Origin of the sequence: Georgenia sp. SUBG003 (genome assembly GCF_000715355.2) — a bacterium.
Classification (GTDB): domain Bacteria; phylum Actinomycetota; class Actinomycetes; order Actinomycetales; family Actinomycetaceae; genus Georgenia.
Genome location: NZ_CP180204.1, coordinates 796,597 through 811,940, shown reverse-complemented (window position 1 = coordinate 811,940; position 15,344 = coordinate 796,597). Strand labels below are relative to the sequence as shown.

The window sequence follows — 15,344 nt, the reverse complement described above, 5'->3', positions numbered from 1 at the left end:
CGGTCAGCACGGTGACGACGCCGACGGTGGACAGCCCTGCCTCGGCGTCCCGGTCCACCCGCACCGCCAGGGCGCGGACGCGACGGGCAGCACGGCGCCGGCGGCCCGCAGGTCCCGGGCGGAGACCGTGGAGCCGCACACGAGGATCGCCATGGAGGCGTGCTCGACGTCGCGGGAGATCACCCGGGCCATGCTGACCACGCCCAGGGGGCCGGCAGCGGTCCCGAGCCTGGTCAGGCCGTCGAGCAGCTGGCGGCGCGAGAGCGCCGGCAGCACCTCGTGGCTGGTCAGGACCGTGAGGTCCTTCTCCTCCTCGAGCGCCTGCAGGCCCAGCGACGCGGCGCTGGAGACGGCGATCTCGAGCTCCTCGTCGTCGTAGTAGTCGGCCTCGTTGCGGCTCAGCGCCACCACGACGTGCGAGCGCCGGGTCTCCTCGAACTGGCGGACCATGAGCTTGCCGGTGCGCGCGGTGGAGCGCCAGTGCACGTGGCGGCGGTCGTCACCGGGGGATGTACTCGCGCAGCGCGTGGAAGGCGAGGTCGGAGCTGGTGATGTCCCGGGTGGTGGCGCCCTCCAGGTCGTGGAGGAAGCCAGCGGCCGTGGAGGCCAGCCGCACGGTGCGGGGGTGGACGTACAGCTCCACCACGTCGGTCCAGGTCATCGAGCGGCGGACCAGCCCGAGGGGGTCGCCGCGCACGGAACGCACGGGGCCGACGGCGATGACGGCCCGCCGGGCGGTGGGGATGGCGAAGAGCTCCTCGTGCTCCCCGCCCCTGGGCAGCGCCGGGAGGGCGAAGGCGACCTCGGCCTGGCCGACCGGCATCTCGATCCGGGCGGGCAGGACCGGGTGGGCCGCGGTGTTGCGCACCACCACCCCGGCCATCGCCCGCTCCCCCACGACGACGCGCGACTCGGACAGGCGCAGGCTCACCGCGTACGGCTGCCTGCCGAGGGTGAAGGCGAGGGCGGCGAGGAAGATCGTGACGAGCACGGCGCCGGCGGCCACGAGCTCCACCCACCCGAGGCGACGCCCCGCAGCCAGGGCGACGACGCCCACGGCGAGGGTCACCCAGCCGATAGCGCCGACCCAGCGCAGGACCCTGGCGGTGGCCAGGCGCTGGGCGCGGGTACGCGCCAGCGCCCCCTGCACGCCGGGGATGGTGCTCAGCCGCTGGGTGAGGGAGGTGCGTGCCGCGGTGCCGACGGTCCGGGCGGTGGTCGAGCTGCCCGCCGTCCGGGTGCTGCGCTGCGGTGCTCACTGCCGCGGGGCCTGCTCCTGCGCCTGGGCGCGCACGGCCGGGGGCACGACGTCGGAGAGCACGGCGGCGAGGGCGTCGGCGGCCGTGGCGCCCTCGAACTCCGCCTCGGCCTCGAGGACGAGGCGGTGGGCGAGGACCGGCTCGGCGAGCTCCTTGACGTCGTCGGGGGACGACGTAGTTGCGTCCGTGCGCGGCGGCCCAGGTCTTCGCGGCGCGAACCAGGGCGAGCGCCCCGCGGACCGACACGCCGACGACGACACCGGGGGGCGCGCCGGGTCTCCTCGACGATCCGGGAGACGTACTCGAGCACGGCCGCGTCGACGTGCACGGTGTCGGCGAGGGCCACCATGTCGGAGACCGCCTGGCCGGTGATGACGGGGGGCCAGGGCCCCCCGCCCGGTCGCGCTGCGCCGCGCCGTGCAGGATCTGGACGGTGGCGGAGTGGTCCGGGTAGCCGACCGACGTCTTCATGAGGAAGCGGTCGAGCTGCGCCTCGGGCAGGCGGTAGGTGCCGGCCTGCTCGATGGGGTTCTGCGTGGCGAGCACGATGAACGGCCGGCCGACCTCGTAGGGCACGCCGTCGACGGTGACGCGCCCCTCCTCCATGACCTCCAGGAGCGCGGACTGGGTCTTCGGCGAGGCGCGGTTGATCTCGTCCGCGAGCACGACGTTGGCGAAGATCGGGCCCTCGTGGAACTCGAAGGTCTGCGTCTTCGGGTCGAAGATCGACACGCCCGTGACGTCCGAGGGCAGCAGGTCCGGGGTGAACTGGACACGGCTGCTCTTCGCCTGCAGCGTCTGACCCAGCGCCCGGGCGAGCTGGGTCTTGCCGGTGCCCGGGTAGTCCTCGAGGAGGACGTGCCCGCCGGAGAGCAGCGTGGTGACGACCAGGCGCACCACGTTCTGCTTGCCGATCACCGCCTGGGACACGTTCTCGACGATGCGGTCGAACGTGCCGGCGAACCAGGTGGCCTGCTCCTGGGTCATCACGGGCGTGGACGTGCTGGTGGCGGTCACAGGGGGATCCTTCGGTGTGGGGGTCAGGTGGGGGGGGGAGGGCGGGACGGAGGGGCGGCCGGCCCGGGGAACCTCAGCCGGCCGGGGCGTTCGGCCAGACGAGTGTGCTCTCGGCCCTGACGGGACCGTCGAACACGACCCGGATGGTCTCGCCCGGATACCCGCGGAACATCCCGGTCTGCACGAGCCCGTCGCCGCTCAGCCGACGCACGAGCCCGTTGGAGCTGCCGCTGACACGCGTGCCGTTGGCGTAGAACGTCACGGTGTAGTTGCCGGCAGGCAGTTCCCAGTACCTCGCGTCGAGGTACGCGCAGGACGAGTGCCAGCAGTCGCCGTAGGGGGCACCGATCGCCGAGCGGGTCCGGCTCACGGCGACGCGCGGGTTCGTCACCGGCGGCGGCTCCTGGGCGGTCCTCTCCCGGGCGGTGGCACGGGTCTCGGCACCGTCCTCGCGGACCACGCGGAACTCGGCCTCGTAGACCCTGTCCCAGGCCCCGCCGCGGGTCGTCGAGCCGGAGGCCGCGACGTTCTGCCAGCTGCCTCCGTCGAAGCGGATCTGGGTGGCGGTGATCGCCCGCCCGTTGCCGTCCGGGCTGGACCAACGGAAGGTGATCTCGCGGTCGGCGGTCCGGGTGGCGGTGATGGACGGGTCGGCCAGCGGGCCGTAGGGCACCGCGGCGTTGGAGGCACCGGAGACCTCTCCGGCGTAGGTGTTGACCGCCCTGACCCGGAAGGAGTAGCTGCTGCCGTCGTTCAGACCCCGGACGGTCCGGTCGGCGCGCAGACCCTGCCACCCGCCGCCGTTCACGGACACCTGGTACCCGGTGATCGGGTCGCCGTTCGGCTGGGCATTGGTGAACTCCAGCTGCACCACGCCGTCGGAGCCTGTCGCGGTCGCCGTGGGGGTGCCGGGCGCGGACGGCCGGGCGAAGGACCGCACGGACTGGGACCGCGCGGAGTACCCGGACCAGCCGGCCTTGTTCTCCGCCCGCACGCTCGCGGTGTAGTCGGAGCCCGCCGGGGCGTCCTCCTGGAACGAGGTGCCCGACGTCGTGAACTCCCGGAACAGTCCGCCGTCGCGGAAGATCTGCACCTGGTACTGCGAGACGGCGTCGCCGTTGGCGTACGGGGCGTCCCAGGCGGCAGTGATCTGCTGGGCCACCGGGTCGTCGACGCGCTGGACGCGCGGGGCCGCGGGCGCGTCGGGGACGCCGGCCGGCACCTCGCCGGCGGACCAGCCGGACCACTCCGACGGGTCCGGCGCCTGGTTCCGGGCGCGCACCTGGACGCGATACTCCTGGCCGTTCGTCAACCCGGTCCACGTGTGGCTGGTGCCCGAGACGTTGACCTGGCCGCTGCCCACGGCCGGAGAGATCATCAGGTCGTAGGACTCCACCGGCGACCCGGCGGTCGGCGGGGCGGTCCACTCGATCGACAGCTCGCCGTCGCCGAACGTCAGCTGCGGCGGCATCGGCCGCTCGGGCTTGACGTCGGGCCGGGCGACGGCGGAGGGCCCCGACGGCTCCGAGTCCCCGACCGCGTTGGTGGCCGTCACCGTGAAGGTGTACTCGACGTTGTTGGTGAGCCCGGAGATGGTGCACGTGGTGGTCGCGCACTGCGTGGTCGAGCCGGAGGTCTCCACGGTGTAGCCGGTGATCGGCGAGCCGTTGTTGGCGGGGGCCGTCCAGGAGAGCACCACGGTCCGGTCGCGCACGTCCTCCACCCGCGGCGGCGTCGGCCGCTCCGGGACCCCGATGACGTTCATCGTCACCCGGCCCTCGACGTGACGCCGGGGGTCCTCCGTGGCGTCCTCCACCCGGAAGCCCACGACGACGCGTCCGACGAAGTCGGCGTCCGGGGTCACCGTGACGGTGCCGCCGCCCGACTGCGGGCTCGCGTCCCCCGCCTCCACCCAGGCGTCGACGACAGTCAGCGGCTCGCCGGGGAAGGGGTTGTACGCGCCCGCCAGCACGTCGACCGACTGGGTGTCGCCCTGCTCGACGGTGCCGAGGTCGTGGTCCTGCACGCCGGCCAGCGGCCGGGTGGACGGCACCACGGTGGCGGTGACCGTGCCGACGACCGGTTCGTTGACGGGGTCCGCCACCGAGATGACGATGTCGTGCTCGCTGCCCGCGGGGGTGTCGGCCGGCGCCGAGACGGAGAGGATCGTCCCGTCGATGCTCGCGTCGACGCCTGCCGGGGCCTCGACGACGCGGTAGGCGAGCTGGTTGAAGTCGGCGGTGTCGGGGTCCTGCACGAGGTTGCGCAGGTTCAGGGTCACCGGCTGCTCGGCCGGCGAGACCTCCACGGAGCCGCCCGCGAAGGTCGGCGGCGTGTTGCCGCCGTCCGGCAGGACGGTGATCGGCAGCGTCAGGACCGATCGCAGCCCGTCCTCGGCGCTGGCGCCGTCGGTGACCTCGAAGGTGACGGCCGCGGGGCCCGCGTACCCCTGCGCCGAGGTGTAGCTCAGGGTCGTGGCGTCCACGACCGGCTCGGCGCCGTTGGAGTTCGTGGCCGTCACGGACGCGCCGTCGGTCAGGCGCACGGCCTTCCCGCTCGGGGAGATGACGTAGTCCTCGATCGCGATCTCGCGGGTCTCGCCGGTAAGGACCTCGATGGGCTCGGCGTCGGTGCGCAGGACGGGGCCGGTGTCCTCGACGCCGGGGATGTCGACGAAGGCGTAGCCGACGTTCCCGTCGACGTCCTGCACCTGGTACGTGATGACCTGTCGGGTCGGCAGCACCGGTGCCTGGACCTGGTTGTCGACGACGGTGACGCCGTCCGGCGCGTCGGCGACGGAGACCCGCAGCGCCTCGGCGGTGCCGTCGGGGTCCTCGTCGTTCTCCAGCACGGGGACGGTGACGGTGTCGTGGTCGATGATGTCCGCGGCCTGGACCAGGTCGTCCCGGGCGAGCGGGGGCAGCAGCGGGGCGTCCGGGGACACCCTGACCTCGAGCAGTCCCGTGTCCTGCCCGCCGCGGTTGTCCGTGGCGCGGTAGGCGACGGTGAAGGTGGTCGTCTCCTCCGGGCTGAGGATCTTCAGCATGCCGTTCTCGACCGAGATGTCGACGCCCTCGACGGGGTCGAAGGGCACGCCGAGATCGCCCGTGGGCAGGTAGAGCGGGTCGCCGTCGGGGTCCGTGTCGTTCGCCAGGACGTCGACGGTGATCTCGCGGCCGGGCCGCACCTCGATCACGTCGTCCTGGGCGTCCGGAGAACGGTTGGACTGCGGCGGCGGCACGACGCCGATCCGCACCGGGGCGGAGGCGACCATGCCGAGCCGGTCGCGGACCGTGTAGGTGAACTCGTCGGTGCCGTCCAGGTGTCCGTAGGCCTCGTAGTCGAGGTAGCCGGGGCCCACCTCGACCACGCGCCCGAGCTGAGGTGCCTCGCCCGCTCCGAGGAGCTGGACGGAGTCGCCGTCGGGGTCGATGCCGAACAGCGGCACCTGGATGCGGATGCGCTCGCCGCTGAAGGCGCGGGTCTCGATGGGATCGGGCAGCGGCGCGGAGTTGCGGTCGGCGTCCGCCTGGACGTGCACCGTCACCTGGGCGGAGGCCTCGTTGCCGGCGGAGTCGACGACGCGGTAGACGGCGTTGACCGTCTGCGGCTGCGCCGGCGCCCTGAACCGCAGGGTCTCGCCGGACACGAAGAAGTGGCCCTTGCCCTGCTCCGGCGCCTCGGCGAGCTCGGGATCGAGCTCGAACTCCAGGCCGGCGGGGTGGGAGTCGTTCTGCAGCACGGGAATCGTCACGAAGTCGCCCGCGCGCACGGTGGCCGTGTCCGCCTCCGCGACGGGCGGCTGGAGCGCGGAGTCCGTGGCCACCGGCATGACGACGACCTCACCCTCGGCCGAGGAGTCGCCGTTGGAGACGGTGTAGCCGAAGCGCACCGGGCCGGTGGGCACCTGGCGGGCGCTGATCTTGACGATGCGGTGCTCGAGGACGGAGACCACGAGACCGGACTCCGGCGGGACGGTGACCTGCTGGACGGCGAGGAGCCGGCCCGAGGGGTCCTCGTCGTTGGCGAGGACGTCGACGAGCACGGAGCCGCCGGCGGGCAGCAGCGCGGTGTCCTGCACGGCCACCGGCGCCGCGTCCGCCGGCTCGGTGACCTCCACGCGGACCAGGCCGGTGGCGTCCTTGCCGGAGTCGTCGACGACGACGTACGTCAGGTAGTGGGCGCCGACCGTCTCGGCGGTGAAGCGGAACGACCCGGCGTCGTAGTCGGGCACGATGGTGGCGTCGCCCTGGGTCCGCACGTCCGCCAGGCGCAGCGGCTCGCCGTCGGGGTCGGTGTCGTTCGCGATCGGCTCGATCACCACCTCCTCGCCGGCGGTGGCCCGGAAGTAGTCGAAGACCGGCACCGGGGGCAGGTTGCCCTCCTCCCGGACGTCGACCTCGACGGTCACCTCGGTCTCCTCGCGCCCGTCGGAGACCTTCACCGGCACGGCCTTGGCGCCGGTGGTGACACCGGAGTCGACGAACTCGAGGGCGCCGTCGGGGGTGAACCGCACGACGTCGTCGGCGGGGGCGGTGGCGGAGGTCAGCAGCATCTCGTCACCGTCGGCGTCGCGCATGTGCGTGAGCACGTTGACCTTGCCTGTCGCGCCGGAGGTGACCGTCAGCCGGATGGGCCGCAGCTGCTCCGGGGCGGTGTTCTCCGAGTCGGGCACGATCCGCAGGGCCACCGTGGCGGTGGCCTCGCCGCCCCGGCCGTCGTCGACCGTGTAGCTGAAGGTGCCGCTGCCACTGGCGCCGTCGGGTGCGGAGACCTGGAGCGCCCGGCCGCCGAGCACCTCGCGGACCTCCCCGAGCGCGGCCGGGAAGCCCTCGACCCCGGCGACGGCGAGCAGGTCGCCGTCGGGGTCGGTGTCGTTGGCGAGCACCTCGATGATCGTCGTGGAGCCGGCGCGGACGCCGAAGCTGTCGTCCTCGGCGATCGGCGGCCGGTTCTCCGCGTCGCGGTCCAGCGGGATCTCGTCGGTGATGTCCTGCTGGGACTCCTCCTCGAGCTCGTCCGTGGCGTCGGGCGGCGTGACGTCGTCCCAGTTCTCGACGATCGTCATCGACTCGTTGACGAGGTAGACGGTCCCGGCGAGGGTGTCGTTGAGCACGACGAGGCCGCGGTTGGTGCGGAACTCGAGCTGGGCCTCGTCGGCCGTGGTGGGCACGGCCGCCTCGACGGCCTCGTTGTCGCCGCACTGCTGGAGGTAGTTGCTCTCGGCGCCCGCCCAGGCCGCGTGCACGCAGCCGTTCACGACGACGGGGGCGGCAGGCCGCCCGGCCGCGGGCGCGCGCAGCGTCACCGGCTCGCCGCCGTCGAGCGGGACCCGGACGAGCGCGTCCGCGCTGGCGACGACGACGTCGTCCCCGGCCGTGCCGGGGTGCTGGAGGCGGACCTGGCTGGTGTCGAGCCCGAGGTCCGTGAGGTCGACGACGTCGGCACCGGGCCGGGCGAGCAGCAGCCGCTCGTCCACCGTGCGCGTCAGGACGACCGGCTGGTCGCCGACGACCGTGAGCTGGGTGTCGGCGTCCTCGAAGTCCGCGGGGTCGATGCCGACCTCGGCCTCGTCGAGCTCGACGGGCTCGGCGCCCTCCGCCGCCTCCGCCTGTAGCCGCTCGGTGCCCTTCGGCACGGTGACGACGGCGGAGTCGGCCGTGGAGAGGCCGTAGGCGGTGCCGTCCTTGCCGACGGCCATCTCGGCGTTCGCGCCGAGGGACGCCTGGGGCGGCGCCTCGTCGTCGGCGAGGACGCCGGTCTGCTCGACCGCGGCGGTGCGCAGGTTGCCGGAGCCGAGGTCGAGCACGCCGACCACGCCGCCCCCCAGCCCGACCTGATGGTCGGCGGGCAGGGTGACGCCGCCGGCGTCCGTCGAGACCGTGGCCGGGTCGAGGGTGGTCAGCAGGTCCACGCCGGAGTCGGCCACCAGGACGGTGGAGCCCTCCTGCAGGACGTCGATCTCGTTGCTCGCGGAGGTGACGGAGCCGTCGAGCTGCTCCACGGGGTAGTTCACGCGGCCGACGAGCAGCTCGGAGCCGTTGGTGACCCAGACTCCACCGTCGTTGAGCTCGACGTCGGCGGTGGCGACGCCGTCGTGCAGGAGGCTGGCGGCGACGACCGTGCCGGCGACCAGGCTGAGGACGGTGCCGGAGGCGATGCGACGTCGGGTGCGCCTCTTCCGTTCGGCGGCCCTGGTGGTGCGGGCGGTCGAAGTCGCGCCCGCCGTCGTCCCGCCGTGGCCCGGCACCCTGTTACGCGGCACGCAGTCCTCCCCCCGGAGCAGTCTCAACAGGTCTTTGGTCCCGACAACGGACCCGGAAGGATGCTAACCCAGGGCGGCACCATCTCCGCCTCACCATTTCGGGGAGAACTCCCCCGCCGCGGACGTGGGGAGAACTCCCCGTCAGTCGGCGTCGGCGAGCGCCTGGGCGTCGTCGAGCAGCGGGAGCTGCTCGGGGACCACGAGGCGGGAGGCGACGGCGTGCTCGACCAGCCGGGCCCGTCGGTTGACGGCGAGCTTGCCGGGACCGCCCCTCAGGCCGCGCACGCCGTGTCGGTGCAGCTTCTCGCACACGTTGTCGAGCTTGCGGTTGAACCGGGTCAGCGCCCAGCCCAGCCGGCCGGCCGCCTCCGCGGAGGTGGGGATGCTCGCCGTGGAGCCGCGGCCGTTGAGCACCGGCTCCGCAAGCGCCAGCACCAGGAGGTGCTGGCTCTCGGTCAAGGTCACCGGGCCGATGGTCGTCTCGCCGAGCTCGAGCTCCTCCGCGGGGCGGGTGGGCAGGAAGGTCGGCTCGTCGTTCTCGAGCGTGAGCTCGTACGTGGTGGGGCCGGCGGTGAAGAGCACGGTGGTCCGTGCGTAGACGACGGGCAGGCGGGCACCGGGCGCGAGCCACGCCTGGGTGTTCCCCTCGGGGTCGGCGATGGTGGCGGACAGGCGCGTCCCGACGTTGTCGAGCCACCACAGCCCCTCGTGCCGGGTCACCTGGAGGAACCGGCGGTGGAGGTAGGGGTTGTCGTCGATCTCGAGGGGTCCCTCGCGACCGATCACGAAGGGGTCCGCGGGGTCGACCGTGAACCACTCTCCGCAGAACTCCACCTGCATCGCCATGTCATCTCCTCGCTTCTGCGCCGTCGCGGCCCGTGCCCGTGCTCACGGCACGCAGGACTGGGCCGCCTGGCTCGACGTCGTTCCGTTGGGCAGGCGCACCTTCACCGAGAGGCACACCTGGCCGGGGGCCTCCTCGACGACCGCCTGCGGCTCCTCCGCGGGGTGGACCTGCGGGTCGGCGCCCGGCTCCGTGCGCTGCCAGGTGAAGGTGACGCCCTCCTCGCCCTCGAGCTCCTCGGGCACCCCCCAGGTGAAGGTCACGGTGGCCCCGTCCCGGGTGCCGGCGAGGTCCACCGGCGACGGCACCTGCTCGGGGATCGGGATGCCGTTGCCCGCGGTCGCGGTCGGCTCGACCTCGGGCTCGCCGCGCAGCGCGCCGGCGCCGAGGACGCCTCCGACCGCCACCAGGACGACGGCGAGCGCGGCACCCGCCATCATCACCCTGCGCCGTGCCGGTGAGGCGGGCCGTTCCTCCTCCTGCGCGGCGTCCGGCTCCGCGGGGCGCGCCCCCCTCAGCTGGGTGGCGCCCTCCGTGCCCTCGTCCCAGCCTCCCGCGGCGACGGGGTCCGGGACGGAGGACGTGCGGCCCCGGGCCCCACGGTCGCCACGCTCGCGCAGGCTCATCGGGACCTCCACGGGCGTCGCGGCCCACCAGGAGGTCGTGGCGCCGTCGCGCGGGTCCGGCTCCTCGGGTCCGCCGAGCAGGTGGCGGGCGGGGTAGGTGCCGAACGCCGCGGCGTACAGGGCGTGCGCCTGGTCGGGGTCGGCGGCGTCGAACCACGAGGCGAGCTTGAGCAGGTCGCCGCGCCGGCTCACCCCGGTGCCGGCGGACGCCAGCATCCGCTTGGTGTTGGCGAGCAACTGCCCCAGGGCCTGGTCGGCGGCCAGGCGCAACGTCTCCGGGCCGGAGCGGCCGTCGGCCCCGGTGTACCAGCCGCGCACGTTCTCCCAGTCCTCCCGGGTGCGCCCGGGCAGCCGCTCGGCGTTCCCGTCCGCGAGCGTGGGCAGCTCCGCCATGGCCGCGAGGACGTCGTCGAGCAGCGGCTCCAGCGCGGCGAAGCGGCGGGCGACGACGGGGGCGTGACGGGCGACGTCGGCCGTGAGCAGGTCGATGTAGTCGAGCAGCAGCCGCTTGAACTGCTGGTACTCCTCCCCCGCGAGGTCGTACCGGGTGAGGACGGTGTTCACGTACGCGTAGAAGTCGCGGACGCTGTCGGAGAAGAGCCGCTGGTTGTTGAAGACCGTGGTCACGTCGCCGGAGAGCGCCTCCGCGTTCACGGGGCGGGCGTCGGAGGCCGCCGTCATGCGGGCGACGATGCGGTCGAGGGTCTCGGCGGTGGCGCCGAGCAGCTCGCGAGCGACCTCGCGAGCACCGTCCCCGGCGGCGAGGAGGGCCTCGGCCTCGCGGTGCACCCGCACGCCGAGCTTGGAGGCCTGGTACCGGGCGCGCGAGCGCACGTAGTCCTGGACGGTCGCCACCCTCGCGTCGCGGATGCCGCGGACGAGGTTGCCCCACCTCTCGAGCTGCTCGCACCGGGTGGTGACGTCGTCGACGGAGAGGACGGTCCCGCGCGCGGCGAGCCCGTCGCTCACCTCGGACGCGGACAGGTCGGCCAGCAACGTGGAGGTGAACAGCGTCATGATGGCGCGGTACTCCGCGCCCAGGTCGGCGGTGAGGTAGCGGAAGAGATCCAGCCGGGCCGTCACCCCGGCCTCTTCGTCGCCCGCCACGACGCCGTCTGCCCCAGCACTCACCTGCACGTCCCTTCCCTCGCCGCAGCGACGGTCCACCTTAGTCGCCGTACCCGGTCCGGATCGGTGGGAGGCGTGCGTGGCGGAGGTGACGTGGGCCGCGTGGGGGCCGACGCCGGTCAGCCGTAGTAGACGCCGATGCGGCGCCCGCCCACGACCTCCACGGCGACGTCCATGTCGTAGATGGCGCGCAGCCTCTCGGTGGTGATGACCTCGTCGGCGCCGCCCTGGCAGAGCACGCGACCGTCCTTCATCGCGACGATGTGGTCGGAGTAGCAGGACGCGAAGTTGATGTCGTGGACCACCACCACGACCGTCTTGCCGAGCTCGTCGGCGGTGCGCCGCAGCAGCTTCATCATGGACACGGAGTGCTTCATGTCGAGGTTGTTCAGCGGCTCGTCGAGCAGGACGTAGTCGGTGTCCTGGCACAGCACCATCGCCACGAAGGCGCGCTGGCGCTGCCCGCCGGAGAGCTCGTCGAGGTAGCGCGAGGCGAAGGGCCCGAGCTCGAGGTAGTCCATGGCCGCGGCGATGTGGCGGCGGTCCTCGATGGTGAGCCGGCCCCGGGAGTGCGGGTACCGGCCGAACGCCACGAGGTCCTGGACGGTCAGCCGGACGGCGAGATGGTTGTCCTGGCGCAGGATCGACATGCGCCTGGCGAGCTCGGCCCCGGGCGTGCGGGAGACGTCGAGCCCGTCGATGCTCACCGTGCCGCCGTCCATCTCGAGCAGGCGGGAGATCATCGACAGGACGGTCGACTTCCCGGCGCCGTTGGCGCCGATGATCGAGGTGACCCCGCCCGGGGTGAGGGTGAGGTCCACGCCGTCGACGACGACGGTGGAGCCGTAGCGCTTGGTCAGGTTCTCGGTGACAATCATCGGCGGCCTCCCCGCACGAGCAGCATGATGAACACGATCCCTCCGACGAACTCGATGATGACGCTGAGCACGGTGTCCAGGCCGAACACGTGCTCGAGGATGGTCTGGCCGCCGACGAGCGTGATGACGGCGAGCAGCGCCGCCACAGGCAGCACGTACGCGTGGCGGTGGGTCCCGGCGGCGAGATAGGCGAGGTTCGCCACGAGCAGCCCGAAGAAGGTGATGGGGCCGACCAGCGCCGTCGACACCGAGACGAGCAGCGCGCACACCAGCAGCACCGCCATGGTGCTGCGGTGGTGGTCCAGCCCGAGGGTGACGGCGTTCGCGCGGCCCAGCGCGAGCACGTCGAGCTCACGCCGGCGGCTCCACACCCACGCGGACGCGGACGCGACGACCGCCGCGCACACGGCGAGCAGCGCAGGGTCGACGGCGTTGAAGGAGGCGAAGAGCCTGTCCTGGACGATGAGATACTCGTTCGGGTCGATCACCCGCTGCATGAACGTCGCGAGCGAGCGGAAGAGGACGCCGAAGACGATTCCGACGAGCACCACCAGGTACAGGCTGCGGCGGGACCCGCCGAAGACCCAGCGGAAGATCAGGAACGAGAACACCAGCATGGCCGCCGACTCCACCGCGAACCGCAGCGGCGGCGCCAGGCCGTTGACCGCCCCGGCCCCGAGGAAGTACACCGCGGCGGTCTGGATGAGGGCGTAGAGCGCGTCGAAGCCCATGATCGAGGGCGTGAGGATCCGGTTCTCGGTGACCGTCTGGAACAGGACCGTGGAGATGGCGACGGCAACCCCGACGAGCACCATGGCCGCCACCCGTTCGGCCCGCATCGGCACGAGAAGGGCGAGCGCGTCGAACGCGCCGACCACGAGGAACCCCGCGACGACGACGGCGGCCGCGGCACCCAGCAGGGCGACGCGCACCCCCGGGCGGGGAGCCGTTCGCTCCGTGGGGGCGGACAGCGTGGCGGATGCGTCACCGGGCACCGGAGGGCCTCCGCAGCAGCAGGTAGAGGAAGAGCGCCGCGCCGACGATGCCGACCACGATCCCGATGGGGATCTCCGCGGGGTGGATGACCAGCCGGCCGACGATGTCGCACACGAGCACGAAGCCCGCGCCGAGCAGGGCGACCCATGGCAGCGACCGGCGCAGGTAGTCGCCCATCGCGAGGGAGACGATGTTGGGGACCACGAGTCCCAGGAAGGGCAGCCCGCCCACCACGACCACGACGACGGCGCTCGTCACCGCCACGACCGCGAGCCCCAGGGCGAGGACGCGGCGGTAGCTCAGCCCGAGGTTGGTCGTGAACTCCTCCCCCAGCCCCGCCACGGTGAACCGGTTCGCGGCGAGGTAGGCCACGACGGCGCAGCCCGCGACGATCCAGAGCATCTCGTAGCGTCCGCGCACCACGCCGGAGAAGTCGCCCGTCATCCAGCTCGACAGCGTGTGCAGCAGGTCGTTGCCGTAGGCGAGGAAGGTCGAGACCGCCCCGACCACGCCGGCGAGCATCATGCCGACGAGAGGGACGACGACGACGGAGCGCAGCTGGATGCGCCGGAGAATGGTCAGGAACAGGACCGTGCCGGCGAGGGCGAACACGGCGGCGACGGCCATCTTGCCCACCAGCGGCATGCCCGGGGCGAGCAGGGTCACCACGAGCAGCCCGAGGCCGGCGGACTCGGTCGTCCCGGCCGTGGAGGGCTCGACGAACTTGTTGCGCACCAGCAGCTGCATGACGAGCCCCACGACGGCCATCGCGGAGCCCGCCAGCAGGATCGAGACGGTGCGGGGCACGCGCGAGGCGAGCAGGGTCTGACGCTGCGCGTCGTCGAGGTTCCCGCTGAGGACGTCGCCCACCGCCAGCTCCGAGACGCCGACGAACAGCGAGACGGCGGCGAGGAGGAGGACGACGGCCAGTCCGCCAAGCAGCGCCAGGCGCTGGCGCTGGACGCCGGGGCGGCGCAGCGGGTCCGGCGCGGGCCCCTCGCCGGGCGGCGCGGGCGCCACGGGGACGGCGAGCGCGTCCGGCACCGGGTCCGCCCACCGGCCACCCTCGCGCGGGTGCACCGGTCGCTCGTCCGCGAGGACGATCTCGGGCAGGGCTATCTCCGGCAGGGACACGGTCAGGCTCCGGTGGTCGAGGAACGGCGGTGGTGAGGAACGGCGTTGGTGCAGGGACGACGACGGCCGGCCAGCGTGCCTGGCCGGCCGTTGCGTCTGTGCGGTTCTGTCTGTCAGCTCGCGACGGCGCCGAGCGCCTCGCTCAGCTCTCCGGCCTCGGCCGGGGTGAGCTCGACGACGAGTCGGCCACCACCCTCCAGCGGGACGCGCATGACGATGCCACGCCCCTCCTTGGTGACCTCGAGCGGCCCGTCTCCGGTCCTCGGCTTCATCGCGGCCATGTGGTGTACCCCTCTTCTCCGTGGATCCTCGACCGCCCCGGAACGGGCGGACCCTGCCGACCGGGCAGAGTGATCGCTGCGTCCAGTTTAGATCACTCGGCCGCGCCACCAGCCTCTTCCAGGGCCGCTGCCTGCGCCTTGACCTCCTGCGCGAGGTGCTCCATGCCGGTGAGCACGGCGTCGACGGCGGCCTCCGCGGTGTCGACGAGAGGGACCAGGTCGAGGTCGGCGGGGCTGATCGTGCCGCGCTCGACCATCGTGTCGCGGAGCCAGTCGACCAGGCCGCCCCAGTAGGAGGTCCCGACGAGCACGATCGGGAAGGAGGAGACCTTCTGCGTCTGGACGAGGGTGAGGGCCTCGAAGAGCTCGTCCATGGTGCCGAACCCGCCCGGCAGCACCACGAAGCCCTGGGAGTACTTCACGAACATGGTCTTGCGGGCGAAGAAGTAGCGGAAGTTGACGCCGAGGTCGACCCACTGGTTCATGCCCTGCTCGAAGGGCAGCTCGATGCCGAGCCCGACCGACGTGCCGTCCGCCTCGCAGGCGCCCTTGTTGGCCGCCTCCATCACGCCCGGGCCGCCACCGGTGACGACGGCGAAGCCCGCCTCGACGAGGCGCCGGCCGACGTCCTCGGCCAGCTCGTACTCCGCCTCGCCCGGGCGCACGCGCGCGGAGCCGAAGACGGAGATCGCCGGCCCGAGGTCGGCGAGCGCGCCGAAGCCCTCCACGAACTCCGCCTGGATGCGCATCACCCGCCACGGGTCCTGGTGCAGCCAGCTGATGTCCTGCTCGGGGGCGAGCAGCCGGGCGTCGGTGGTCTCCCGCGGGATCTGGTCCCGGCGCAGGAGGACGGGGCCGCGCCGGTAGCTCCGGCTGCCGTCGTGGTCGTGGTTGTTGCGGACCTCGCGTGTCATGT

10 protein-coding genes and 1 pseudogene are annotated in these 15,344 nt (G+C 73.0%); all 11 read right to left on the bottom strand.

Annotated features, from left to right (window positions below; genetic code table 11):
• Nucleotides 1-3: 3 nt before the first annotated feature.
• The gene (locus tag DA06_RS03810; RefSeq protein WP_052436344.1) at nt 4-486 is read right to left on the bottom strand and encodes a DUF58 domain-containing protein; all 483 of its coding nucleotides are present in this window, start codon (nt 484-486) and stop codon (nt 4-6) included.
• 13 nt (nt 487-499) lie between these two features.
• Nucleotides 500-1,150 carry a hypothetical protein gene (locus DA06_RS03805; protein ID WP_052436343.1) on the bottom strand — a complete coding sequence of 217 codons (651 nt, stop codon included), beginning with the start codon at nt 1,148-1,150 and terminating at the stop codon, nt 500-502.
• A 105-nt stretch (nt 1,151-1,255) separates the two neighbouring features.
• A pseudogene (locus DA06_RS03800) lies at nt 1,256-2,246 on the bottom strand (AAA family ATPase).
• Between the two features lie 103 nt (nt 2,247-2,349).
• Nucleotides 2,350-8,541: an Ig-like domain-containing protein gene (locus tag DA06_RS03795; RefSeq protein WP_418606881.1), complete on the bottom strand. Its 6,192-nt coding sequence runs from the start codon at nt 8,539-8,541 to the stop codon at nt 2,350-2,352.
• 141 nt (nt 8,542-8,682) lie between these two features.
• Entirely contained in the window at nt 8,683-9,381 is a 699-nt protein-coding gene (locus DA06_RS03790) for a hypothetical protein (RefSeq protein WP_418607864.1), read from the bottom strand.
• A gap of 48 nt (nt 9,382-9,429) precedes the next feature.
• On the bottom strand, nt 9,430-11,142 hold the full coding sequence (locus DA06_RS03785; RefSeq protein WP_418606880.1) for a DUF2397 domain-containing protein: 1,713 nt from the start codon (nt 11,140-11,142) through the stop codon (nt 9,430-9,432).
• A gap of 116 nt (nt 11,143-11,258) precedes the next feature.
• Entirely contained in the window at nt 11,259-12,017 is a 759-nt protein-coding gene (locus DA06_RS03780; RefSeq protein ID WP_043497398.1) for an ABC transporter ATP-binding protein, read from the bottom strand.
• Nucleotides 12,014-13,012, bottom strand: a complete 999-nt coding sequence (locus DA06_RS03775; protein WP_418606879.1) for an iron chelate uptake ABC transporter family permease subunit — start codon at nt 13,010-13,012, stop codon at nt 12,014-12,016. The genes DA06_RS03780 and DA06_RS03775 overlap by 4 nt, the downstream gene beginning before the upstream one ends.
• Entirely contained in the window at nt 13,002-14,147 is a 1,146-nt protein-coding gene (locus DA06_RS03770) for an ABC transporter permease (protein ID WP_418606878.1), read from the bottom strand. The genes DA06_RS03775 and DA06_RS03770 overlap by 11 nt, the downstream gene beginning before the upstream one ends.
• Before the next feature lie 113 nt (nt 14,148-14,260).
• Nucleotides 14,261-14,428 (bottom strand): DUF3117 domain-containing protein, encoded by a 168-nt coding sequence (locus DA06_RS03765; RefSeq protein ID WP_098484468.1) that lies wholly within the window; start codon nt 14,426-14,428, stop codon nt 14,261-14,263.
• A 92-nt stretch (nt 14,429-14,520) separates the two neighbouring features.
• Nucleotides 14,521-15,342, bottom strand: coding sequence for a TIGR00730 family Rossman fold protein (locus DA06_RS03760; RefSeq protein WP_052436341.1), 822 nt, complete (start codon nt 15,340-15,342; stop codon nt 14,521-14,523).
• Nucleotides 15,343-15,344 lie beyond the last annotated feature (2 nt).

What these genes read in the sequence shown, in the direction of transcription:
- DA06_RS03765 (WP_098484468.1), bottom strand. Translation starts at nt 14,428, where the DNA reads ATGGCCGCGATGAAGCCGAGGACCGGAGACGGGCCGCTCGAGGTCACC.
- DA06_RS03760 (WP_052436341.1), bottom strand. Translation starts at nt 15,342, where the DNA reads ATGACACGCGAGGTCCGCAACAACCACGACCACGACGGCAGCCGGAGC.
- DA06_RS03780 (WP_043497398.1), bottom strand. Translation starts at nt 12,017, where the DNA reads ATGATTGTCACCGAGAACCTGACCAAGCGCTACGGCTCCACCGTCGTC.
- DA06_RS03790 (WP_418607864.1), bottom strand. Translation starts at nt 9,381, where the DNA reads ATGCAGGTGGAGTTCTGCGGAGAGTGGTTCACGGTCGACCCCGCGGAC.